The organism is Parabacteroides timonensis, assembly GCF_900128505.1.
Taxonomy (GTDB): Bacteria; Bacteroidota; Bacteroidia; order Bacteroidales; family Tannerellaceae; genus Parabacteroides; species Parabacteroides timonensis.
The window spans coordinates 3,351,801-3,376,340 of sequence record NZ_LT669941.1 but is presented as its reverse complement, the minus strand read 5'-3'; the positions used below and the strand labels follow the sequence as shown (position 1 = coordinate 3,376,340).

16 protein-coding genes are annotated in these 24,540 nt (G+C 43.0%); 10 read left to right on the top strand and 6 right to left on the bottom strand.

Going from position 1 to position 24,540, the window contains the following annotated elements; genetic code table 11:
• Positions 1–97 precede the first annotated feature (97 nt).
• The 6 genes from BQ7394_RS21245 to rsgA all read left to right on the top strand — a co-directional run bounded on the left by BQ7394_RS21245 (position 98) and on the right by rsgA (position 7,281).
• Positions 98–1,687, top strand: a complete 1,590-nt coding sequence (locus BQ7394_RS21245) for a glycoside hydrolase family 32 protein (RefSeq protein WP_235848844.1) — start codon at positions 98–100, stop codon at positions 1,685–1,687.
• A 37-nt stretch (positions 1,688–1,724) separates the two neighbouring features.
• Positions 1,725–3,308, top strand: a complete 1,584-nt coding sequence (locus BQ7394_RS21240) for a glycoside hydrolase family 32 protein (RefSeq protein WP_075560152.1) — start codon at positions 1,725–1,727, stop codon at positions 3,306–3,308.
• A gap of 15 nt (positions 3,309–3,323) precedes the next feature.
• Positions 3,324–4,199 (top strand): carbohydrate kinase family protein, encoded by an 876-nt coding sequence (locus BQ7394_RS21235; protein WP_075560151.1) that lies wholly within the window; start codon positions 3,324–3,326, stop codon positions 4,197–4,199.
• Entirely contained in the window at positions 4,196–5,359 is a 1,164-nt protein-coding gene (locus BQ7394_RS21230; protein ID WP_075559239.1) for an MFS transporter, read from the top strand. The genes BQ7394_RS21235 and BQ7394_RS21230 overlap by 4 nt, the downstream gene beginning before the upstream one ends.
• 369 nt (positions 5,360–5,728) lie before the next feature.
• Entirely contained in the window at positions 5,729–6,292 is a 564-nt protein-coding gene (gene frr / locus BQ7394_RS21220) for a ribosome recycling factor (RefSeq protein WP_075559237.1), read from the top strand.
• 56 nt (positions 6,293–6,348) lie between these two features.
• On the top strand, positions 6,349–7,281 hold the full coding sequence (gene rsgA / locus BQ7394_RS21215; RefSeq protein WP_075559236.1) for a ribosome small subunit-dependent GTPase A: 933 nt from the start codon (positions 6,349–6,351) through the stop codon (positions 7,279–7,281).
• Here rsgA and dgt read toward each other — a convergent pair whose 3' ends face one another.
• The gene (gene dgt, locus BQ7394_RS21210; protein WP_075559235.1) at positions 7,282–8,607 is read right to left on the bottom strand and encodes a dGTP triphosphohydrolase; all 1,326 of its coding nucleotides are present in this window, start codon (positions 8,605–8,607) and stop codon (positions 7,282–7,284) included.
• A 388-nt stretch (positions 8,608–8,995) separates the two neighbouring features.
• Here dgt and BQ7394_RS21205 point away from each other — a divergent pair, with 388 nt between their 5' ends.
• Positions 8,996–12,028, top strand: a complete 3,033-nt coding sequence (locus BQ7394_RS21205; protein WP_075559234.1) for a SusC/RagA family TonB-linked outer membrane protein — start codon at positions 8,996–8,998, stop codon at positions 12,026–12,028.
• A 12-nt stretch (positions 12,029–12,040) separates the two neighbouring features.
• Positions 12,041–13,696, top strand: a complete 1,656-nt coding sequence (locus tag BQ7394_RS21200; protein ID WP_075559233.1) for a SusD/RagB family nutrient-binding outer membrane lipoprotein — start codon at positions 12,041–12,043, stop codon at positions 13,694–13,696.
• Between the two features lie 120 nt (positions 13,697–13,816).
• On the opposite strand, the gene BQ7394_RS21195 is transcribed toward BQ7394_RS21200, so the two are convergent.
• The 5 genes from BQ7394_RS21195 to BQ7394_RS21175 all read right to left on the bottom strand — a co-directional run bounded on the left by BQ7394_RS21195 (position 13,817) and on the right by BQ7394_RS21175 (position 19,534).
• Positions 13,817–14,422, bottom strand: a complete 606-nt coding sequence (locus BQ7394_RS21195; protein ID WP_075559232.1) for an L-threonylcarbamoyladenylate synthase — start codon at positions 14,420–14,422, stop codon at positions 13,817–13,819.
• Between the two features lie 102 nt (positions 14,423–14,524).
• Positions 14,525–15,382 carry an enoyl-ACP reductase FabI gene (locus BQ7394_RS21190; RefSeq protein WP_075560150.1) on the bottom strand — a complete coding sequence of 286 codons (858 nt, stop codon included), beginning with the start codon at positions 15,380–15,382 and terminating at the stop codon, positions 14,525–14,527.
• Between the two features lie 56 nt (positions 15,383–15,438).
• On the bottom strand, positions 15,439–17,904 hold the full coding sequence (locus tag BQ7394_RS21185; protein WP_075559231.1) for a bifunctional UDP-N-acetylmuramoyl-tripeptide:D-alanyl-D-alanine ligase/alanine racemase: 2,466 nt from the start codon (positions 17,902–17,904) through the stop codon (positions 15,439–15,441).
• Between the two features lie 3 nt (positions 17,905–17,907).
• Positions 17,908–18,894: a GSCFA domain-containing protein gene (locus BQ7394_RS21180; protein WP_075559230.1), complete on the bottom strand. Its 987-nt coding sequence runs from the start codon at positions 18,892–18,894 to the stop codon at positions 17,908–17,910.
• 1 nt (position 18,895) lies between these two features.
• Positions 18,896–19,534, bottom strand: a complete 639-nt coding sequence (locus BQ7394_RS21175) for an HU family DNA-binding protein (protein ID WP_075559229.1) — start codon at positions 19,532–19,534, stop codon at positions 18,896–18,898.
• Positions 19,535–20,197: 663 nt separating this feature from the next.
• Here BQ7394_RS21175 and BQ7394_RS21170 point away from each other — a divergent pair.
• Both BQ7394_RS21170 and BQ7394_RS21165 read left to right on the top strand, forming a co-directional pair.
• On the top strand, positions 20,198–23,644 hold the full coding sequence (locus BQ7394_RS21170) for a DUF6383 domain-containing protein (protein WP_075559228.1): 3,447 nt from the start codon (positions 20,198–20,200) through the stop codon (positions 23,642–23,644).
• A gap of 277 nt (positions 23,645–23,921) precedes the next feature.
• On the top strand, positions 23,922–24,500 hold the full coding sequence (locus BQ7394_RS21165) for an RNA polymerase sigma-70 factor (RefSeq protein WP_075560149.1): 579 nt from the start codon (positions 23,922–23,924) through the stop codon (positions 24,498–24,500).
• The last annotated feature ends 40 nt before the right edge of the window (positions 24,501–24,540 follow it).

Genomic DNA, 24,540 nt, shown 5'->3' with positions numbered 1-24,540 from the left:
CGTATTATTGTTTTATTTTAAATCCTCATTTACCATGAAAGTAAAAACTAAAAATGTGTTGATTCTCGCAAGTGCTTTACTGACCTGTATTTCTACAATGGAAGCACAAGACCTGACAATGAAGATTACGAAGAGGTATCTTAATCTTCCTGTTTCGCATCAGACAGACCGGGCAGTAATGACTTTTGATGTAGGAGGCAAGCAGGAACGGGCATTTAAGATCCGCCTGGCTCCGGAGAACCCGGATTACTGGGTATTCTGTGATATGTCGGCTTTGAAAAATAAAGAGATAAAAATATCCTACGACGGGAATAAAGCCGGAATAAACAAGATCTATCAGGCTGACGAAATTGCCGGACAGGATAGTCTGTATAAGGAGACAAACCGTCCCCAGATACATTATACCCAACGTAGAGGCTGGAATAACGACCCCAACGGATTACTATATTATGAGGGCGAATACCATCTGTTTTACCAGCACAATCCGTACGAACGTGAATGGGAGAATATGCATTGGGGACATGCTGTAAGTAAAGACCTGATCCATTGGGAAGAACTACCGGATGCTTTATTCCCTGACGAACATGGTACAATGTTCTCCGGTTCGGCTGTGATCGACTATGACAATACCTCCGGCTTCGGAAAGAAAGGTACTCCGGCGATGGTAGCTATCTATACGGCCGACAATCCGGAAAAGCAGGTACAATGTATTGCTTATAGTCTCGACAAAGGACGTACCTGGACGAAATATACAGGAAACCCGGTGATCGATTCCAAAGAGAAATGGAACAGTAAAGATACCCGTGATCCGAAAGTGTTCTGGCATAAACCATCCAATAAATGGGTGATGGTGTTGAATGAACGCGACGGACATTCTATCTATAACTCGGATAACCTGAAAGACTGGACGTTCGAAAGCCATATCACCGGCTTCTGGGAATGTCCCGAATTGTTCGAACTACCTGTCGATGGAAATAAGAATAATACCAAATGGGTGATGTACGGAGCTTCCGGTACCTATATGATCGGTGCTTTTGATGGTAAGAAGTTTACACCTGAAGCTGGTAAATACTACTATTCGACCGGTTCTATCTATGCCGCCCAAACTTTCACCAATATTCCTGAATCCGACGGACGCCGTATCCAACTGGGTTGGGGACGTATCTCTCATCCGGGAATGCCTATCAACGGCATGATGTTGCTTCCGACAGAACTGTCTTTGCGTACAACCAAAGACGGTATCCGTCTTTTCAGTGTACCGGTCAAAGAGTTTGATCAGTTGCAGACGAAAGCAGGCCAGTGGAACTCACTGACAGCCGATAAGGCCAATGAGTTGCTTCAACAATATAATGACGCAGGAATATTACGTATCCGTACCACTATCAAGCTGTCTCATGCCACGAGTGCAGGTCTGAATCTCTTCGGACAACCTCTATTGGATTATGATATGAACTTCAACCGTATAAACGGTGTGTTCTATTCACCGGAAGATATGACCAGCATGGAAATTACTGCCGATATCATCTTGGATAAGACCTCTGTTGAAGTCTTTATAGATAACGGTGCTTACTCCTATTCGATGGAGCGTCGTCCGGATATGAAGAATAAAGAAGGTTTCCACTTCTGGGGAAATAATATTGAAGTAAAGGATCTGGAAGTTTATACACTCCGGTCTATTTGGAAGTAAATGGATATTATTAATTGTATATAAAAGGATAATGCTGATGAAATATGTTTTATATCTTGCGATCCCACTGGTAATTATACTGTCTATGGCATCGTGTAAAAATAGTAAACCGAAAACTGAAACGGAGGATACAGTATCCGCGTTTCAGGAAAAGTATCGTCCACAATTCCATTTCTCTCCTGCAGAACATTGGATGAACGACCCTAATGGTATGGTGTATTATGAAGGAGAATATCACCTGTTTTATCAGCATTATCCTGAAGCTTCCGTTTGGGGACCCATGCACTGGGGGCATGCTATCAGCAAAGACCTGGTACATTGGGAACACATGCCTGTCGCGCTGGCTCCGGATAGCCTGGGATATATATTCTCAGGAAGTGCCGTGGTCGACTGGAAGAATACATCCGGTTTCGGAACGGCTGAAAATCCTCCTTTAGTAGCCTTCTTTACGTATCATAACCCGGATATAGAACAGGCAAAACAGATCGAGATCGAATCGCAGGGAGTGGCTTACAGTGTCGATAAAGGCCGTACATGGATAAAATACGATAAGAATCCGGTATTAAAGAATCCAGGAATACGTGATTTCCGCGATCCGAAAGTCTTCTGGCATGAAGCGAGCGGACAATGGGTTATGTCTGTGGCTTCGGGACAAACGATCAGTTTCTATGGATCTAAGAATTGTAAGGACTGGTCTTTCCTGAGTGAGTTCGGTAAGGGGCAGGGTTGCCATGACGGTGTTTGGGAATGCCCCGATCTGCTTCCGCTGAAAGTAAAAGGTTCGGACGAATCCAAATGGGTTTTGCTGGTGAATATTAATCCGGGCGGCCCAGCCGGCGGTTCTGCCACTCAGTACTTTGTCGGTGATTTTGACGGCAAGACCTTTAGCAGCGACCAGAAAAAGACATTCTGGATGGATCATGGCAAAGACAATTATGCAGGTGTAACCTGGTCTGACGCTCCCGGTGATCGCCAGATATTGATCGGCTGGATGAATAATTGGGAATATGCCGGTGCCAAACCATGTGTGAAATGGAGCGGAGCCGCTACGTTCCCGCGTGAGTTGGGACTGGTGAAAGACGGATCGATCTATTTACTGACTTCCGATCCTGTAAAGGAACTGGATGCATTATACGGCGAGTCTGTTACCCTGGATAATATAAAGGTCAGCAAGTCCGAACTTCTGTCGGATAAATTTGAGTTCGGTAAAGCTCCTATCGAGTTGAAACTGACATTCAATCAGGAGAATAATACCCAGCTGGGCTTTGCCTCCCGTTACGGTGTTCGTTTGAAAAACAACAAGGGCGAGTATATTACAATCGGTTACGAGAATGTGGACAAGTTGTTTTATGTAGACCGTACCAATGCAACCGGAGAGGTTTTCTCCGATAAGTTTGCTTCGGTTCACTCCGTCCCTTACATTGTGAATACGCCGGAGATAGAATGGACATTGCTGATAGATGTGGCCTCCGTTGAGTTCTTTACGGCAGAAGGGCGCATCGTTATAACCGATGTGTTCTATCCTTCGGAACCTTTTAATACGATAGAAGTATTTACCGAGAACGGTAATGTGGATATCGTGAAAGGAAAAATAACTGAAATACGTTCAATCTGGAAATAAAAAAACATACAAATGATGAAAAAGAACAAACCAATAGTTGTGGGTATCGGCGAATTGCTTTGGGATGTCCTACCCACGGGAAAGAGAGCCGGTGGAGCTCCGATCAACTTTGTTTATCACGCTACCCAGATGGGAGCGGAAGGTTATGCGATCAGCGCCGTAGGAAATGATGTCTCCGGAACGGAGATTATCCAGGAGTTGGAAAAGAGTCATATCTCAACGAGTCTGGGAACAGTGGAACACCCCACCGGTAGCGTAATGGTGGAACTGAAAGAGGGTATTCCTACTTATACGATCATCGAGGGAGTGGCCTGGGACTTTATTCCTCTTACCCAGGAAGCCATCGACCTGGTGAAGAAAGCCGATGCCGTTTGTTTCGGTACGCTTGCCCTGCGAGCTGCCGTTTCCCGCGAAACGATCCTTTCTTTATTGTCGTATGCCCGCGAAGATGCTCTTCGTTTCTTCGATATCAACATCCGCCAGTCTTATTACTCGAAAGAGCTGATCGAAACATTGCTTCATAAGGCAAATGTATTTAAGATTAATGACGACGAGTTGGAACTGATACGTACCATGTGCGACCTGGAGGGCACGGACGAAGAGGTTTGTCGGAAGCTGATCGCTAAATATAACTTGCGTTATATGATCCTGACGGCCGGAAGCTCCTTCAGTTCGATCTATACGGCAGATGAGACGTCTACCATTCCCACTCCTAAGGTGGTCGTGGCCGATACGGTTGGTGCCGGCGATTCCTTCTCCGGAGCGTTTATCTATTCCATATTAACCGGTAAATCCCTGCACGAAGCCCATCAGGCAGCGGTAGAAACAGCCGCTTTTGTTTGTACCCGCGAAGGTGCATGGCCGGAATATCCTAATAAAGATCGATCATGAAAGAAAAAGGCTTATATATTAAACTGATCCCTATCATGCTGGCATTCTTTGCCATGGGATTTGTAGACCTCGTAGGTATCGCTTCCAACTATGTGAAGGCCGACCTGAACCTTACGGACTCGGAAGCGAATATCTTCCCTTCACTGGTGTTCTTCTGGTTCCTGATCTTCTCCGTGCCGACCGGTATGCTGATGAACCGTATCGGACGGAAGAAAACCGTATTGCTCAGTTTGGTGGTGACTTTCTTCTCACTGCTTCTTCCTATCTTCGGTGACGGTTATACGCTGATGCTGCTTTCTTTCTCGCTGCTGGGTATAGGTAATGCATTGATGCAGACATCGCTGAATCCCCTGCTATCGAATGTGATCAGCGGCGATAAGCTGGCCAGCAGTCTTACCTTCGGACAGTTTGTAAAGGCGATCGCTTCTTTCCTGGCTCCATATATCGCTATGTGGGGAGCCACGGCGGCTATTCCTTCCTTCGGACTGGGCTGGAGAGTACTTTTCCCAATCTATATGGTGGTAGCAGTCATTGCCATTCTTTTGCTTGGGGCTACGCAGATAGAAGAAGAGAAGCCGGAAGGTAAACCTTCTACTTTCGGTGAATGTTTTGCCCTATTGGGTAAGCCTTTTATCCTGTTGTGCTTTATCGGTATCATGTGTCATGTCGGTATCGATGTGGGAACAAATACGACGGCTCCCAAGATCTTGATGGAACGTTTGGGGATGGGACTTCATGAAGCTTCGTTCGCTACCAGCCTTTACTTTATCCTGCGTACCATCGGATGTTTCCTCGGTGCTTTTATCCTGACGCGGATGTCGGCAAAGATCTTTTTCGGTATTAGCGTTCTTATGATGCTGGCGGCTATGGCCGGTCTTTCCATCTTCCAAAGTAAAGAGATTATATATATATGTATAGGATTGATCGGTTTCGGTAATTCGAATGTGTTCTCCGTCATCTTCTCACAGGCTATTCAATCTATGCCGCAACGCAAGAATGAAATATCCGGGCTGATGATCATGGGGTTGTTCGGTGGAACGATTTTCCCACTCTTTATGGGTTTCCTGTCGGATGCTATGGCTTCACAGCTGGGTGCGATCATCGTTTTGAGCATCGGTGTTTTGTATCTGGCTTTCCTTTGTCCGAAGCTGAAACATTAGGGAATTACCGAAAAGGGTTAAGCGGCTGTTCAATAGCTTATTACAGTTTCCTCGTAGTTCCCCGTTTTGGAAACTCCAGTTCCCTGCCCAGGAAACTCCAGTTTCCACCGCAGGGAATTACAGTTTCTTCCGCAGGAAACCGGAGTTTCCCCGGCAGGAAATTCCGGAAACTCCGGCAGTCAATAATAATAATGAATAAGGGGCCGGTCATTTTCAGTTGCGTATCGTAACTCGAAGATGACCGGTTTCCTTTTTTTATCTGTGATATATGATTGAATTCTTTTGCTAAAAAAACAATTTGTTTGTCAGGTTCAAAAACTTTACTACTTTTGTTTATCGAAAAAACAGAAAACAAAATATCAATCAGTTATGGCAGAAATAAAGCAGTATGTACAGGCCGCAGAAGAGAAAATGACGTTCGCGATCGAGTATCTCGACGATCAGTTGGCTCATATCCGTGCCGGAAAGGCAAATCCGAAAATCCTTGACAATGTGAAGGTGCCTTATTACGGAAGTCTTGTTCCTCTAACTAACGTAGCTTCGGTGAATACACCGGATGCAAAGACGATTATCATTACTCCGTGGGAAAAGCCGCTTATCAAAGAGATAGAAAAGGCGATCATGAACTCGGAAGTAGGTATCACTCCGGAGAACAATGGTGAAATTATCCGTTTGGGTATTCCTCCGTTGACGGAAGAACGTCGTCGCTCTTTGGCAAAACAATCCAAGCAGGAGGCTGAAACAGCCAAGATCAGTATCCGTAACGCTCGTCGTGATGCTATCGAGGCAATCAAGAAAAGTGTGAAAGCAGACGGTACTCCTGAAGATGTGGCAAAAGACGCTGAAGCGGAAGTTCAGAAGATACATGATAAATTTATCAAAAAGGTAGATGACCTCTACGCTGCTAAAGAAAAAGAAATAATGACAGTATAACTTGTAGGGGCGAAACAATTTTCGCCCTTCTTTTTTATATAAGACAATAAGAAGGCATGAAAGGATTGGTAATAAAGAATACAGGTAGCTGGTATACCGTGCGTACCGACGATGGTCGTGATGTGGAAAGTAAGGTTAAAGGCAATTTCCGTCTGAAAGAGATCCGCAGCACGAATCCCGTCTCGGTGGGCGACCGTGTTGATATCGATATCAATAATGAAGGCACTGCGTTTATTACCCATATAGAAGACCGGAAGAACTATATCATCCGTCGTGCTTCTAATTTGTCGAAGCAGTCGCATATCATTGCGGCTAATCTCGATCAGGCCATGCTGATCGTTACTGTCAATTATCCGATTACTACCACTGTTTTTATCGACCGTTTTCTGGCTACTGCCGAGGCTTACCGTGTGCCGGTTAAAATGGTCTTCAATAAGATCGACCGTTATAAAGGAGAAGAGAAAGAATATCTCGATGCTATGATAAACCTGTATACAACGATCGGTTATCCTTGTTCTATGCTCTGTGCAAAGACTGGTGAAGGGTTGGAAGAATTGAAGGCCGAGATGAAAGATAAAATCACACTTCTGTCGGGGCATTCGGGAGTGGGTAAATCGACAATCATCAATAAGCTTGTTCCGGGGGTAAACTTGCGGACAGGCGATATCTCTGAGTATCATAACAAAGGGATGCATACTACAACCTTTTCTGAAATGATCCCGTTACCGGAAGGGGGCTACCTGATTGATACCCCGGGGATCAAAGGGTTCGGAACAATCGAGATGGAAACTGCCGAAATATCCCATTACTTCCCTGAAATATTCAAATTCTCGGCCGATTGTAAGTTCAGCGACTGTTCGCACCGACATGAACCGGGCTGCGCGGTACTTAAAGCACTCGAAGAAAACTACATCAGCGAGTCGCGTTACAAAAGTTACCTTAGCATCCTTGAAGACAAGGAAGAAGGTAAATACCGCGAAGAATATTAATTATACGGCCGGAAGACTCATTCCGGTGATCTTACGATATAAATCGAGGGCATATACATCTGTCATTCCTGATATATAGTCGAGTACGCATTGCACCTTGCCATACGTGGTGGGAGCATTGGTGTCGTATTGTTCCGGGATACGTTGTAACAAGAGTTTACTGTAAGCATGGCTCTGGTTCATAACGGCCTCCGTCAAGCTGTCGATGAGGTGGCTGAAGATATGGTAACCGGCCAGTTCGATATCGAGTACCTCTTTGGCGCGATAGATCTTTTTGTATGCTGTCTTTGAACAGGTTTCATAAGCCTCTTTGGCTTTCGTACTGATCTGCTCGATCAGGGGTGTATTATATGTACCGGCCAGTATTCCTTCTTCATTTTCCAGAAAGACGCGTGAACATTCGTCTACCAATAAACCGATAATACAGGAACGAAGGTAAGCGATCTGTTCGTTTGTATCGTCTACCATTTTCATGACTTTAATGATACGGTCCAGCCGTTCCCCTTCGAAGAAGTTAAGTAAAAGGCGGATAGCCTCTTCCGTTGTCAGGATATGTAGTTTGCAGGCATCCTCTATATCCATGATCTGATAACAGATGTCGTCGGCCGCTTCCACCAGATAGACCAGGGGATAACGGACATATTTGTTGGCATCTTCCGGGTTTTTATTTATCCCCAGTTCTACCGCTATGCGCAAATAGGCCTCTTCTTCCGACTGGAAAAATCCGAATTTCCCTTTCTTTCCGGAATAAACCGATGCGTACGGATATTTAATAATGGAGGCCAAGGTGCTGTAAGTAAGCGCAAAGCCTCCTTTGCGTCTGCCGATAAACTGGTGTGTAAGCAGGCGCATGGCATTGGCATTCCCTTCAAAATGCAGGAAATCTTCCCAGCGGCCGCCCGTCGAACGTATTTCATCTTCCAGATAACTGCCGTTTCCTTCAGAAAAGTAAGCGGAGATAGCCCGTTCTCCGGAATGTCCGAATGGAGGATTTCCCATATCATGGGCCAGGCAGGCGGCAGAAACGATAGAACCTAATTCCGGGAAATTGATACTTCCGTCAGGGTATTTCTGCATTAATCCCTTCGCTACATTATTTCCTAGTGAACGACCTACACAAGATACTTCCAGGCTATGCGTCAAACGGTTATGAACAAAGATACTACCTGGAAGAGGGAATACCTGTGTCTTATTCTGTAATCTGCGAAAGGGGGAGGAGAAGATTAACCGGTCGTAATCCCGTTGGAAATCCGTACGCTCATGTTTGCGTTCATGATACTCTTCCATTCCAAAACGTTTGCCTGACAGTAATTGGGTCCAGTTCATAGTTTTATGATAAATGTCTTTTTACAAAGATAGACATTTTGGGGGAGAATCGGAGAATAAAGGCTTCAAATAATAATTAATTACGTAGTTCTATCAGAACTTAAACCATATTTTATCCATTTGTTTACAAAGCTATGAATTTATCCCAGAATTACATGCTGTTTTAACTAGTAAGGTATTTAAATTTATTTATATTAACATAAATATGGTATGTTTTCCGACACACAGAAATGTTACTTAACGTAAATTTAACTTGAAACAGCATAGTTCTGATAGAACTCAGTTCTTTTCCTTGCTTAGATCTAATTAAACGTTAAAGTGTTTGCTAAACTTAAGAAGAAGTATTATGAAATTTTTTATTATTAACTCATCTAAACAATCTAACTTTATGAGGAAAAGCTTTGTAATGTTGATACTATTCTGTATAGGAATATGTACAAATGTGCTATGGGCGCAAAGTAAAGTAAGCGGCGTTGTAATGGACAAAGAACTCAATGAGCCTCTCGCCGGGGTGAATGTTCTGCAAAAAGGGACAACTGTGGGTACTGTAACGGATATGGATGGTAAATATTCGTTGGAAGTTAGCAGTAATGCTGTTTTGGTTTTTTCTTATTTGAGTATGAAAACAATAGAAGAACCGGTCAATGGCCGTTCAACTATTAATGTAAACATGGTATCCGACTCTGAACAGCTGGGCGAAGTCGTTGTAACTGCATTGGGTATCAAACGTGAGTCCAAGACTTTGACTTATGCTGCCCAAACAGTAGGAGGAAAGGACTTGAATGAAATCAAGAATGTAAACATGATCAACTCTTTGCAAGGTAAGAGCGCCGGTTTGCAGATCACTCCGAACTCGACTGGTGCAGGTGGTGCTTCAAAGATTTTGTTCCGTGGTAATAAATCTATTAGTGGTAGCAACCAGCCATTGGTAGTTGTGGATGGTGTGCCTTTGATGATGAATGTATCGACCTCTCAGGTAGATATGGTATATGGTAGCCAGCGTGATGGTGGTGATGCCATGTCGACGATCAACCCGGACGATATTGCTCAGATCACTTTGCTGAAAGGTGCTTCTGCTGCTGCATTGTATGGTGCTGTTGCTGCCAATGGTGCTATTATGATTACAACCAAATCGGCTCAGGCAGGTAAGGTGTCTATCAATGTATCGAGCAATACGACAGTTGAAACGGCTATGTCTCTGCCTAAGTTCCAGAACTCATACGGTGTGAGTGATGAAGGTACTTTTAGCTGGGGTAACAAGTTGTCTTCTAAAGCTCCGAATTATGCAAAAGAATTTTACAGACCGGGTTTCACTACCAATAACTCTATTTCCCTAGCTGGTGGTAACGACAATATCTCGTCTTATTTCTCTTATGCAAACGTAGCTTCCAACGGTATTATGCCGAAGAACGATTATATGAGTCATAACCTGTTGGCTAAAGTCGGTTTTAACTTGTGGAAGAAAGTGAAAGTCGATGTAAGTGCTCGTTACAATAACCAGCATATCGAGAATCAGGCTATGGCCGGTTTCCTGGGTAACCCGATCACCGGTGCTTATCTGTTCCCGAGAGGTGAAGATTGGAATGGTTACAAGAATAACTTTGAAGTGTATGATCCGTCATTGAATACAAACGTTCAGAACTGGACAAACCTGGGTCAGGAACAGTTCTCTAACCCGTATTGGATGCTGAACAGACAAACTCCTATTTCTGATCGTAACCGTTATGAATTTGGTGGTAGTGTGAAATATGATATTATCGCCGGTCTTTCCGTTACAGGACGTTTACGTTATGAACGCGGTGAAGATAAATTTATCCAGAATGAATACGCTTCCAGTACCGGTGGTCGTAATTCAATGGGACAGATAAAAGATAACCGTGTGTTCAGTGAACAGATGTATGGTGACGTATTGGTAAGTTATAATAAAATATGGGATGAAGATTATTCATTGTCGGTAACGGCTGGTAGCAGTTTCACAAAGACTAATTCATCCAGTATTGAAATCATCGGTGATGGTTCTAAGTTCTCTGTAGTCGATGGTAAACCGACAGGTAACACTTATTATCCGAATATTTTCTCACCGGCTAACTATTATAAGACCAGAACTTCAGAAACTTTATCAGAAAAGCGTTTGAACTCTGTTTTTGCTACGGCTCAGTTTGGTTACAAGGAAGGTCTGTTCCTGGATGTAACGGCTCGTAATGACTGGTCTTCTGCTTTGGCATTTACCGATGGTGTTTCATTCTTCTATCCGTCTGTCGGTGCAAGTGCTTTGTTAGACAAGTTTGTCGATTTCGGTAAGAATGTGGATATGTTCAAGCTCCGTGCTTCTTATTCCATTGTGGGTAACGACGTTCCGGTATTTATGACTAATCTGCGTTATACATTGAAAGACCAGGGTTCTATCACTCCTCCGGAAAAGGCTCCGTTCAAGACATTGAAACCTGAAAAAACAAACTCTTTGGAAGTTGGTTTCGACGGTACATTCTTCCGTAACCGTTTGAATGTGAACTTGACTTATTATAAAACGAACACAAAGAACCAGTTCTTTGCTATCGATGCTCCGTGGGAAACAGGTTTGAGACAGCGTTATGTAAATGCTGGTGATGTTCAGAACTCCGGTTTTGAAGCCGTTTTAGGTTGGTATAACCAGTTTACAGATAATTTCAGCTGGACAACCAGTTTCAACTTCGCTTATAATACGAATAAGATTAAGGAGTTGATCGACGAATTGCCTGACGGTTTGTCATTGGCTAACTATGGTGGTGCTAAAGTGATCCTGAAAGAAGGCGGACATTACGGTGACCTATACGTTCGTCAGGTTAAGAGAGACGATAGCGGTAAACCGGTTGTTGAAAATGGCGCTCCCCAGTTAGGCGGCGACGGTATTGCCGATCTGGAATATGCAGGCGATATGAATGCAAAGGTAAACATGGGTTGGACAAATACATTCCACTATAAAGATTTCACATTGTCATTCCTGATCGATGCTAAAGTCGGTGGTAAGGTAATGTCGATGACGGAAGCTACATTAGACGGTTGGGGTGTTTCAGAACGTTCGGCTGCTGCTCGTGATGCAGGACAGGTCGTTTTTGAAGGTGTGACTTTTGATCCGCAGAAGTTCTATTCTACTACCGGTGCAACAAACTTCAACTCACAGTATGCAAATGGTTTGTATATTTATGATGCAACCAATGTTCGTTTACGTGAATTGTCGTTCGGTTATACATTCCGCAATTTGTTTGGTGCAGGTAAGAACCTGAATGCTTCCCTGATCGGACGCAACTTGTTCTTCTTCTATAAAGATGCTCCGATGGATCCGGAAGTTTCTGCTTCTACAAATAATGGATGGCAGGGATTCGATATGTTCTCATTGCCTACATCCCGTAGTTTTGGTCTTAATTTAAAACTTAATTTCTAAATCTTAGTTCCTATGAAGATAAATAAATTTTTGACATATACTGTCGCTTCAGCTCTTACATTGGCCGCTGGTTCTATGATGACAGGCTGTACCGATAATTTTGAAGAACTGAATACGAATAAATATGAAGTAGACCCGGACAATTTGCCGTTTGAGTCTCAGTTTGTAGAGCCGATCACTTACGTCTATGCTCCTCAGCAGAATATGTTCCAGTTCTGGACTAACCTGAGCACAGACTTGTTCAGTGGTTATTTCATGACTCCGCATAACTTTGGCGGTAACGGTAACGTCGACTATAAACTGAACCGTGGCTTTTGCGGTGGTATGTATGAAAACTTCAACCTGCATATATTCAATAATACACGTCGTTTGATCAAGACTTGCGACGAGAAAGGTCTTGTTGATTATGCAGCGATCATGCGTGTGGTTCAGGTGTATGCATTGTCTACAATGACAGATACTTACGGGCCGGTCGCTTATCAGTCTGTATTGGATGGAAACGATGTTTCTTTTTATTATGACTCGCAGGAAAGCATTTATAATGCGATGTTTGCATTACTGGATGAAGCTATAACCGGTTTTAAGAATGGAACGTCTGATGTAGCCAATATGCAGCAGTTCGATTACTGGTGCCAGGGAAATCGTGAGTTGTGGGTGAAAGTAGCCAATCAATTCAAATTACGTTTGGCAATGCGTATCGTAAAAGCCAATCCGGGCCTGGCTAAACAGAAAGCCGAAGAAGCTGTTTCCGGAGGTGTATTAACTTCCGCCGATAAGGATATCCTGATCGACCAGGGTTTGAGCAACGAATTGACCCGTATGTTCGAATGGGGTGACTGTGGTATGAATGCAAACCTGGTGACAATTCTGGAGGGTTATAACGACCCGCGTATCGCTCTTTACATTACGAAGAATACAAATGATATCAAAGTAGGAGACAATGTAGTTGTAGCTAAAGACTCTAAGTATCTGGGTATCCGTGGTGGCTGTAATCTGCCGAATAAACCGAACCAGTGGGGTAATTTCTCCAATATAGTATGTACTTATTCAACTCCGATGCCGGTAATGAAGGCTGCCGAATCTTACTTCCTGCGTGCGGAAGGCGCTTTGCGTGGCTGGAATATGGGTGGTAATGCTAAGGATTTGTATGAAGAAGGTATCCGTCTTTCTATTAAGAACGAATTGAAGTACAAGAGTCCTTACAGTGATGTGAAATCTATTTCCGACGAAGAAATCGATGCTTATATTAACGGAACGACTCTTCCGGCTGATTTCGTTGATCCGGTGGATGCTCAGAATAGTATCAAGGCTATGAATACCGTTCCTGTGAAATGGGATGAAGGCGCTAGCAACGAACAAAAGCTACAACGTATCATTACCCAGAAATGGATTGCTAACTTCCCGTTGTCAACGGAAGCATGGGCTGAATATCGTCGTACGGGTTATCCTAAGCTATTCCCGAACCGCGTAAACAGTAGTGATGGTACGATCGATACAGACGAACAGATCCGTCGCCTGATCTATTCGGAAGTGGAAATCAATACGAACAACGATGAGTTGCAGAAAGGTATCCAAGTGCTTAATCAGGAAAATTCAAGCTCGAAGTTTACTGGCGATATCGGTGGTACTCGTGTTTGGTGGGATAAAGCAAATGTAGGAAACTTCTAATTTTAAAGAGGTTCTGTAATTGTGAGAATATAAGAAAGGCTTCCCGCTTTGATTGCAGGAAGCCTTTCTGTTTATGTACTATTGTTATCTGCTATTTTGTTTCATCTACTTTCCGGCTGTTTATTCCAGTATACCTTTTCCCTGACGTATGATTTCAAAATCATCTGTCGTACAATCTACGACCGTCGATGCTTCGAAGCCTCCATAGCCTCCGTCGATTACAAGGTCTACCAGGTCTTCATACTTTTCGTGTATAAGTTCCGGGTCGGTAGTGTATTCGATCATATCGTCGTCATCGTGTACCGACATGGTCAGGATCGGGTTTCCCAGTTCTTTTACCAGTGTACGGATAATGTTATTATCAGGCACACGGATACCGACTTCTTTTCTGTTCTTATATATCTTAGGCAATTCGCTGCTTGTCGGCAGAATGAAGGTGAAAGGCCCCGGCAGGTTCTTTTTCATCAATTTGAATGCTGCATTATTAACCTTGGCATATTCACTTAAATTTGAAAGGTCGTAACAAATGATGGCCAGGTTGCTCTTTTGAGGATTGATACCTTTCATTTGACAGATCTTTTCGACAGCACGGACATTTAATGCATCACAACCGATTGCATAAACTGTGTCGGTCGGATAAATTACCAGACCTCCGTCGCGGAGAACTTCGATAACTTTGTCTATTTCCCTTGGATTGGGATTTTCCGGGTAGATCTTTATTAGCATAGCTTTTTCAGTTGATAGTTGACAAATGACAGTTAAGATAAAGAAATCAATCGGCTGAAAGCCGCATATCTGCTAACTGTCATCTGTCAACTTTTACGACTTTTAGCCGTAAATGATATTACCGTTTTCGTCGGTAAACTCTTCTAATCCTTTGCTGTACTGGTTCATGGCACGAAGGCTCATACCCATACTTGAGAAGCCGCCGTCGTGGTAAAGATTCTGCATCGTTACCTTACGAGTGAGGTCGGAGAACATCATGACGCAATAGTCTGCACATTCGTCGGCAGTAGCGTTACCCAGCGGACTCATTTTGTTGGAGAAATCCAACAGGTGTTCCATTCCTTTCACACCGCTACCGGCTGTAGTCATTGTTGGCGACTGAGAGATTGTATTGATACGAACCCCTTTTTCGCGTCCATAGATATATCCGAAGCTGCGTGCAATCGATTCCAGCAAGCTCTTGGCATCCGCCATATCGTTGTAACCGAAGAATGTACGTTGTGCAGCTACATACGAGAGAGCCAGAACAGATCCCCCTTGTGCAATAGCATCCTGTTTTTTAGCAACCTGCAGCATCTTATGAAAAGAAACAGCAGAGATATCCAACGTCTTTTCAAGCATTCCGTAATCCAGATCATCGTAGGTACGTTTCTTACGTACATTTGGACTCATACCGATAGAATGTAATACGAAATCTATTTTACCTCCCAGTATTTCTACTGATTTTGAGAATACCATTTCCAGGTCTTCAACGCTTGTAGCGTCCGCCGGCAGTACTTCTGCATTCAGTTTCTTTGCCAGGGCATCTACTTCGCCCATACGAACGGCAACCGGTGTATTACTTAACGTAATGATTGCACCTTCCTCTACTGCTCTTTCTGCCACCTTCCAGGCGATCGACATTTCATTCAGCGCACCGAAGATAATGCCTCTCTTTCCTTTCAATAAATTATGACTCATACCTTTATTTAATTTATTTACGGCACAAAAGTACATAAAATGTGCAAGACGAGCAATTATTCCCTGTAATATACTCTCTTCACCCTTGGAGAAACCGATGTCAGTATCTCATAAGGTATTGTTTTGAGTTTGTCGGACAGCTCGCTTACCGGCAGTTCTTCGCCAAAGACGATGACCGGATCGCCCTCCTGGGCATTGGTGTCGGTGACGTCGATCATGCAGGCATCCATACAAATATTGCCGACTATCGGGCAACGTTTTCCGGCGATGGAAACTTCACCTCCCCGGTTACTGAAGTGGCGGTCGAGGCCATCGGCATAACCGATCGGGATGATGGCGATGCGTGAGTCGCGGTCGACGTATGTTTTCCGGCTGTAACCGATCGAGTCGCCTGCCGGGACGTGTTGTATTTGAAGGATGGTAGTACGCAGGGTACTGACGTTGCGCAATCCTTTTATGCCGGAAGCGCTTACTCCATATAGTCCGATGCCTAAACGAACCATATCCATCTGGTAGTTCGTGAAGCGTTCGATCCCTGCAGAGTTCAGAATATGTTTGATCACTTTGTATTCCAGAATACTTTCCAGTTCGGCTGCTGCTGCACTGAATGTATCCAGTTGTTTCTTTGTAAAATCATCGAAGATGGAAGAGTCGCTGCCAACCAGATGGGAGAAGATGGAGCGTGCCGTAACGCCGCTTTGCTCTTTCAACCGTTCACAGATGGCCGGGACATCACTTGGCTGGAAGCCCAGGCGGTGCATTCCCGTATCGATCTTGATATGGATCGGGTAGGAGGTGATACCTCTGCGTTCCGTTTCCTTTATCATGGCATCCAATAGACGGAAGCTATATATCTCCGGCTCCAGGTTGTTTTCGAACAGGACGTTGAAACTGCTGAATTCCGGGTTCATTACAATGATCGGAATAGAGATACCCTCTTTGCGGAGTTCCGCGCCTTCGTCGGCAACGGCAACGGCCAGGTAATCGCAACGATGTTCCTGCAATGTCTTGGCAAGCTCGTATGAACCGGCTCCGTATCCGAAGGCTTTCACCATACAGACCATCTTTGTTTCCGGTTTCAACTTCGAACGGTAATAGTTGAAGTTATGCACCACTGCATCGAGGTTTACTTCCAGAATTGTTTCATGTACCTTCTTCTCCAACAGTTCCGAGATACGTTCGAAGTGGAAATGGCGTGAACCTTTAAGCAGGATCAGTTCATCTTTAAACTGTTTGAAAGTCGGCGATTTAAGGAACTCGTCTGTTGTATTGTAGAATTCCTTTTCCATATCGAATGCTGCGCCATACTCTTTCAGGTCGCGGCCGATACCGATAATGCGGTCTATCTTTTTACGGCGAACCAGGTCGGCTACCTTCTTATAGAGGGACTTCGGTAATGTGCCGGATTGCAGGATATCGGAGAGGATTAGCGTGCATTTCAGATTCTTGTCCACGTGACGGCTCTGCTGGAAGTCGAGGGCGATATCCAGCGAGTTGATATCCGAATTGTATGTGTCGTTTATCAACATACAGTTGTTGATACCCTGCTTTACGTCGAGACGCATGGCAACAGGCTCCAACTGAGAGAACTTTTTCGTATCGTTTACACTGGTTGGCTTCAGGAAAAGTATTACTGCCATGCAGTGGATCACATTCTCGATGGATGCATCGTCGGTGAAAGGGATTACATACTTTTGGGTCAATCCCAGCAACGTACAACGAATCACCGTTTCATTCTCTTTCTTTTCGATCGATTCGATATAAAGCGGGGCATCCGAGTCCGTACGGCTCCAGGCAATTGCTTTATGGGAGAGGCAAGCAGACTCTATACAGTTGGAGATAAATACATCATCTCCGTCGTAGATGATCGCTTCACAGTCGTTGAACAATGTGAGTTTCTCCAGACATTTCTGTGTTGTGGAGATAAAGTTTTCCTGGTGTGCTTCACCTATATTAGTAATGATACCGATAGTCGGAGCAATGATCGGGCGAAGATTTTCCATCTCGTCCGGTTGAGAAATACCTGCCTCGAAAATACCCAATGTATTCTTTTCGCTCATCTGCCAGACGGATAGCGGCACACCCAGTTGTGAGTTGTAGCTGCGGGGAGAACGTACGATGTTGAACTCCTTATGCAACAATTGGTAAAGGAACTCCTTTACAATCGTTTTCCCGTTGCTTCCGGTAATACCGATTACAGGTATATTAAACCGTTTGCGATGATAGATGGCCAGTTTTTGAAGCGCTTTCAGCGTATCCTTCACCACCAGGAAGTTGGCATCCTGAAGCGCTTCGAACTCAGGAAGCATATCGCTTACAACAAAGTTGCGTACGCGCAGTTTGTAGAGTTCTTTTATATATCTGTGTCCATCGTTAGTCTTTGTCTTAAGGGCAAAGAAGAGACTTTGTTCCGGAAAAGAGAGCCGGCGACTGTCGGTCAGCAATATGCTGATGGTGCTATCTTGCAGGTTGTTTGCTTTGGCGCCAATAATTCCGACGATTTCTTTTATTGAGTATTCCATTCTTTACATTAGTTTAGACTTTATTATTTCCATCTCTTTTGTAAGATCAAAGGAAGGAAATTTCTCGTTAATTCGTTCCATCTTTAACAAAGTTTGCGAGATAAACCGTTTATAGGCATCACTTTCGGGCTGAAACGGGCGATGATTAATAGCCTTTTGTATCTCTGCCCATTCTTTAAGGATCCCTTTAGTTTCATCCGATAAGAAATTTTCTGTAAAACGTTGCCAAATATAATCAATGGCAAGCTCCGACGGATGCAACATATCGGTCGCATAGAAGCGGTAGTCGCGTAGTTCATCCATCATGATCTCGTAAGCCGGGAAGTAAGCGATCCGTTCAGGGTATGCTGCCTGAAGCTCGTCTACGGCCAGAAGTAAGGTCGCCTTACTGAGTTGATTACCATGTGCCCCGTCTTTCCAGTGGCGTATGGGGCTGACGGTAAACAGTATCTTCAACTCCGGATTTTGTTCCCATAATGAAAGCAGCAGCTCCTTCCATTCCGAAACAATCTCCGCGACTGTCAACATCGAGCGGTCGAACATCTTCTCCGGAAGTTTATGACAGTTGGCAACTACTTCCCCCGAGTTCTTCAACCGATACACGTAAGCTGTTCCCAGCGTTACTACCAGGTAGGCCGTCTTGCGGAACCCGTTTGCGGAGCCCTCCAACCTGCCGTTTATATTTCGCAGACACTCCGTTTCCGAAGTCGAAGAGAAACGGCTGTGATGCGCGAAGCTATGGTATACGCCTTCATGCCTGAACAAATCGTCGGCAGTAAACCGCTGAGGATGTAGTAACATACGCAGTGCCGCCGCGATCGATGCGGGATTATATAGCGTACCGAACGGATTTATATCTACATTAAATTTATTCCCGGCCAGCCTTGTCCCGATATTTTCCGCAAAACAGGAGCCGAGCAGCAGCATCTGCTCCGTACATGAGAAGCGGAAGGGGGCTTTGGGAATATGGATATAGGTATATAATTCCATATTACTCTATTGCTTCGTTAGACGGTGTTTCGGGTGGTTTCTTATCGTTCGACCGTCTGATGTAGAAGGCACGTCGCCCGCACCAGCTCTTTTGTATCTGATTGTCTTCGATCAGCTGTTCCAGATCCTTTTTGGCTTTCTGGCGTGTGCACTGGTTCAGATCGGCGGCAACGGTCTGATTGATTGTACCGTAGTTTTTGATATACCAGAGGATACGTTTTTGCCGTATATCTTCATTGTATGCTTTTCTTTCGGTTGTCCCTTCCCGTCGTTCTATCCTGGCTCCCCGGAAACGCTTTTTCAGTTCCGGGGCAGCGCGAAACTCCACGTTCTTAAACGCAATGGAAGCTGCCCGTATGTCCTTTTTATTCTCTACCGGCCTGCATTTCAGCGTGACAGAAAATGTTCCGATCCCGTCCAGATGTACGCTTTGGCTGTTGCTGAGGCAGTAGAACAATCGTTCGCTGATAGCCTTGATTGCTCCTTTGATATCGGCAGACGTGAAGGTACTCATCCCCTCGATCATACGCGCCAGTTCGTTAGTATCGACGGTCTGGATGTTGATAGCCCTGGCATGCAGGGTTGGCTTCGTTTCCCCCGGTCTCGGAGGATTGGCAAATAAGTCGTATTCAATACTCATATTCTTCCTGATATTTAAGGTGCAACATCATAACAATTAAGGATTTTCCTCCTTAATCTTGAAAATGTAAGGTATGCCTTTCATAAATGTAAGGCTTGCTTTACAAATATGTAAGGCTTGCCTTACTTTTTAGTAAGGTATACTTTTCAAAATAAAAAGTCCGTACCAAAGGTAATAAATGTCCTGAGAAAAAGAATTAGATATTAGGACCTTTTTTCTTAGTTATGCAACATGTTTCGGGAGTCGATGCAAAGGCTTGAAAGAAAAGGAATGTAGTTATATATAAAGATGTACGTACGTACATTATATATATAGGTGAAAAACAGGTTGAATATGGGTTGTAATGGGTTGAGAGAGAGGCTGATTTTCGAAAAAAGGACGTGACGAGTTTTATCGTTCCTTTTTTCTAGTCTACAAAAGTATGAAATAGTTTAATACCAACCACTCTTTTTGATAATTTTTTCATCAGTCTATATGCTTTCTTATCAATCGAATAGCAAACTTAGTACAAAACAGCTCCTTTCACAAACGAAAAGCCTCGACCCGAAAAACAATGACTAGAAAAAAGGAACGATAAAACTCGCCATGCATTGGAAATGGGAGTCGCTCCGATTTGTGATTTGAACTTATTACACTTTAGTATTAATATTAAATTTTTAAATTATGAACAAAAAGTTTTCTACACTTGTGGCCAGTCTCCTGCTGGCCGGAGCTTGGACAACCGTGGATGCAAAGTTGACTGTGCCAACAGATGGTCCTAAGGTTGGAAATTCTTATGTTATTGGTGCTTCTGTAGATGCTAGTACTGGTGAAGTTACAGGTCTGTTGTCTGCAGATATGACTATTGATGCCGATGGTGATGCCGCATTGGATGAATTTGGTAGTGAATGGACGCTGGAAGCTGCTTCTGTGGACGGTGTTGATGGCGCTTTCTATTTGAAGAATGTTGATGGTAAATATTTAGGTGCGGGTATTGGTTGGTATTTGGATCTGAAGGATAAGAAAGATGATGCTTATGCTTTTTATTATGATGCTGTAGCAAAGCAGGCAAAATTAGCTAAGACTTACAGTGATACTGCTGCAAAAGATTTTTATTTGTCTGTTATTAGTGCAGAAGATAAAATAGCAGTAGCTTCAGCCACTCACGATGCACTCACATTTGCTTCTTTCACAGCTCCTAGTGCTTTAACTGATGGTGGTTCTTTAATCGAATCAGTAGGTAGTGATTATTACTTCTTGGGTGCTGGCGATGAAACAGAAGATGATGCTTCTTTGGCTCTTAAATATGATAAAACAGCCGGTACTGTTAAGTTTGAAGCTATTTCTACAACAAGCACTGAAGATTATAATGCCTATTTGTGGAAAGTATCAGTAACTTCTTATCAGAATGCCATTTCTTATACATTTACAAGCAAAGTGGATGGGAAGAAGTTTGTGTATACTGCTGAAAGTAATTATAAGAATGGTTTTAATTCTGCCGCTGTAGCTGCTATTTCAGGTTTAAGTGGTGAAACGATTTTTGGTCTTTATCAATCTGCATCTGCCTTAAAAACAGCAAATGAGTTGAATGCTCTTTTGCTTGGTGGCTTTAATATGACTATTAAGAATGGTAAGGATGACGATACAGTGATCGCAGGTACTGAAGTTTTTGCCGGTAAGCTGAAAGCTGTTGGTACTGGTACAAGATTCCGGTTGATGAATGAAAATGAAGAATATATCGTTCTTGACAAAACTGAAACTTGGGGAGCTGGTAATGTTGGTGCAAATAAAAGAGGTGCTAAATTTGTAACAGTTGATGAAGATGAATTAACTGGTGCTAATAAAGCAAATTATTATTCTTATTTTGAATACTCTTATTTCACAGGTGAAAATCTGAAGAAGATTACTAATGTTTCTGTTTATCAGAACACTACAGATGCTACGCCTTTTGGTAAGTTATTTATTCAGACTTTAAACGAGGAAGTTTGTTTGACAACAAGCGTAGATAAAGATGCAACTGAATCATGGCCGTATATCACTCTAGAAGCAGATAATATCATTCCTGTAAAAGAATTGGTTGGAGAATTCTGGAGAATCTCTTTCGCTGGAAAGAAAGCTGAAACTTCGACTGCAGAAAGATATAAAGTGGGTGCCGTTTTAGCTACAAAACGTGCAGAAATAACAGTTAATATGCCTTCTGCTGTAACAAAAGCTGTAGCTGATTATATCCCTGCAAGCGAAGTATATGCTTATGCTCCTGAAGCTCAGTGGGCTGTTGTAAGTTACGATGCCGCTAATCAGACTGTAAACTTGCAAAACCGTGAAAGTGGAGAAGTGATTGTAGGTGTTCAGTTCCGCGATAACGAAAACGGTACATGTACAATGACAGTAATGGATCCTCATGTTTCTCAGGTTATTATAGCTTCTGATATCGTTAAAATGGAAGCTGCTGATAAAGTCACAATGTTCGACGGGTACAAACAATTAAGCGAAAACGATGTAAGAAACAACAACTTCTTACTGGGACAATATCATGCAATCGATGGTAACAACCACGCTTATTTCGTAGAAAATCATAAGAACAGCCACCAGATTGGTATGACTGCTGAAAAGGATAATGCGGATAAGTGGAACTTGCGTTTTGCTACAAGAAATGTAAAAGTAAGCGGTAAAACACAGGCTGTTGTCGATACATTGTTTATCACAACTCCGATGTTGAAACTGAAAGCTGATGGTGTAACACCAGATGGTTCAAAAGATAGTCGTTTAGCTATCCTTCCGTATGCATTCCAGAAAGTAAGCAACCGTGAATTTGTTAGCTATAATCCTGCAACAGGTTACAAATATTACTATTGCAACGAAAACTTAACAGATAATGACGATGTTAATAGTGCTGAACGTTTTGCATTGAAATTGAAGGCTGATGGTTCAGCTTACAACTTCGTTGGAATTATAAATGACGTAGAAGGCAATGATTTGAGCTCTGCTGATGCTGATGCATTGAGTGCTGTTAAAGTAAAAGTAGCCAACAGTGAAAACAAAGGTTCTTTGAAACAAATGGCTATCTATGCAGAAGACGAAAACTCTTTGATGGTAGTAGAAAAGGCTGATGCTCCTGAATATCATTTGATCGACAGAGCATGGGGTGATACTATCAGCTTGGCTCGTAAAGAAAATTCAGCACAGGTATTGTATGAAAAAGCTGATGTTAAGTCAGTAGTTGAAAATGATACATTGAGCTTCCTGAATATTGATAACATCAATCAGTTCGATGTAAATCCTGCAATCTTTGCAGATACAGCTTATATCAATCGTGGTGAAGGTGAAGAGGCTAATACTTGCTATCAGTATTTGTTGGCTGTAAGACATTCTTATGGATTCCACAAAGAAAACTGTAACAACCCAGCTCATGATCCTGAAATCTCTAATCAGATTGATACTGTATACGGAGACTTCTTGGTTAACTTGATTGACACAGCTAATGTTTATGGTATTAGTAATATCCACAACAACCCGTATATCAACGAAGTTGAAGCAGGTGAAAATGCTGCTAAATTGTCATTCGTTTCAGGTTTCCATACAAATGATACATTGTATATCCCGAAAGCAGATGGTGATACGATCAAATTAGGTATGGATACTCCTGATTTCAATGTTGCTAAGTTTGCATTCCGTTATACAGACAGCGATGCTAAGACATTCAAGATCCAAACTCAGTACAAGTCTTATCTTGGAAATGGAAACTTTGATACAGCTGAGGAAATAGCAGATTATTATGAAGATTATGCCGCTAATCTAATTTCAAACGAAGGTTACTTGAAATGGATTAATGGAACTGTAGTAGTTGTTTCTGGTTTCGATAGAGGTGACGAATTCGTAATCAGCGAAAAAGTACAACGTGATCCTGTTGCCAATGAAGATATCACAACTTCTTCAATCAGCGTAATCGCTACAGACGGTGGTGTTATCATCTCTGGTGCTCAGGGTAAGAAAGTTACTATCAGTAACGTTCTTGGTCAGACAGTTGCTAACACAGTAATCGCTTCTGATAAGGCTGAAATCGCTGCTCCTGCTGGTGTAGTTGTTGTAGCTGTTGAAGGTGAAGCTGCTGTTAAAGCAATCGTAAAATAAGAAATTTATAATCAAATATAAATTCTAAAATTTCCACGCGGTGGGGTGGAGGCGTTGAATACAGCGCCTCTGCTTTCCCTATCAACTACCCTGCGACAGGCGAAAAAGTGGTTATTAATATTAAGTAATAAAATAAAGTTCTTACTGTAATTACTTCCGTGAGGAAGGAATACAGAAAAAAACAGCCTCTGCGATCTTGTATCGTGGGGGCTTTGTTATATGAAAAAATGTAGCTACTTTAGCTGCTTGGGATGTGATTGTTTATGCTCAAATGAATATGAGAAAACCTGATATACAACAAGAATACTTTGTTCTGTCTGCTTTGAAACAAGATAGTCAGGAGGCTTTCTCATTATTGTTTCGAACCTATTATACAGACTTGGTGTTGTTTTGCGGTAACTTCATAAAGGACAAGAGTGCTTGTGAAGATATCGTGCAATCGATCTTTCTGAAACTGTGGAACGACAGAAAGAGCATACAAATAGAAACATCCCTGAAGTCTTATTTGCTGAAATCCGTACGTAACAGTTGTTTTGATGAATTTCGTCATCTCGAGATAGTCCGTCAATATGAGTCGGATTATGAAAATTCCGTACTTGATTGTTATGATACGGAGAATTATGTGTTGTATTCCGATTTGTATGATCATCTTCACCATGCCTTCGAACAAGTTCCTGAACAATACCGGGAAGCATTTGTAATGAATCGCTTTGAAGGGTTGAAATACAGAGAGATTGCTGTGAAACTAAATGTGTCGGAAAGGACTGTGGAAGTGCGTGTTAGCAAAGCCCTTGAGATTTTGCGAAAACAACTGAAAGATTTTTTCATGCTCTTACTATTGATCGGTATTCCCTAAAAAACGTTATAAGCATGTGGAAGAATTCTTCCCGTACGTC

Coding starts and splice junctions, on each gene's coding strand:
- BQ7394_RS21165 (WP_075560149.1), top strand. CDS start 23,922: ATGAGAAAACCTGATATACAACAAGAATACTTTGTTCTGTCTGCTTTG.
- rsgA (WP_075559236.1), top strand. CDS start 6,349: ATGAAAGGATTGGTAATAAAGAATACAGGTAGCTGGTATACCGTGCGT.
- BQ7394_RS21230 (WP_075559239.1), top strand. CDS start 4,196: ATGAAAGAAAAAGGCTTATATATTAAACTGATCCCTATCATGCTGGCA.
- BQ7394_RS21240 (WP_075560152.1), top strand. CDS start 1,725: ATGAAATATGTTTTATATCTTGCGATCCCACTGGTAATTATACTGTCT.
- BQ7394_RS21170 (WP_075559228.1), top strand. CDS start 20,198: ATGAACAAAAAGTTTTCTACACTTGTGGCCAGTCTCCTGCTGGCCGGA.
- BQ7394_RS21205 (WP_075559234.1), top strand. CDS start 8,996: ATGAGGAAAAGCTTTGTAATGTTGATACTATTCTGTATAGGAATATGT.
- BQ7394_RS21190 (WP_075560150.1), bottom strand. CDS start 15,382: ATGAGTCATAATTTATTGAAAGGAAAGAGAGGCATTATCTTCGGTGCG.
- BQ7394_RS21200 (WP_075559233.1), top strand. CDS start 12,041: ATGAAGATAAATAAATTTTTGACATATACTGTCGCTTCAGCTCTTACA.
- BQ7394_RS21175 (WP_075559229.1), bottom strand. CDS start 19,534: ATGAGTATTGAATACGACTTATTTGCCAATCCTCCGAGACCGGGGGAA.
- BQ7394_RS21185 (WP_075559231.1), bottom strand. CDS start 17,904: ATGGAATACTCAATAAAAGAAATCGTCGGAATTATTGGCGCCAAAGCA.
- BQ7394_RS21245 (WP_235848844.1), top strand. CDS start 98: ATGGAAGCACAAGACCTGACAATGAAGATTACGAAGAGGTATCTTAAT.
- frr (WP_075559237.1), top strand. CDS start 5,729: ATGGCAGAAATAAAGCAGTATGTACAGGCCGCAGAAGAGAAAATGACG.
- dgt (WP_075559235.1), bottom strand. CDS start 8,607: ATGAACTGGACCCAATTACTGTCAGGCAAACGTTTTGGAATGGAAGAG.
- BQ7394_RS21235 (WP_075560151.1), top strand. CDS start 3,324: ATGAAAAAGAACAAACCAATAGTTGTGGGTATCGGCGAATTGCTTTGG.
- BQ7394_RS21180 (WP_075559230.1), bottom strand. CDS start 18,894: ATGGAATTATATACCTATATCCATATTCCCAAAGCCCCCTTCCGCTTC.
- BQ7394_RS21195 (WP_075559232.1), bottom strand. CDS start 14,422: ATGCTAATAAAGATCTACCCGGAAAATCCCAATCCAAGGGAAATAGAC.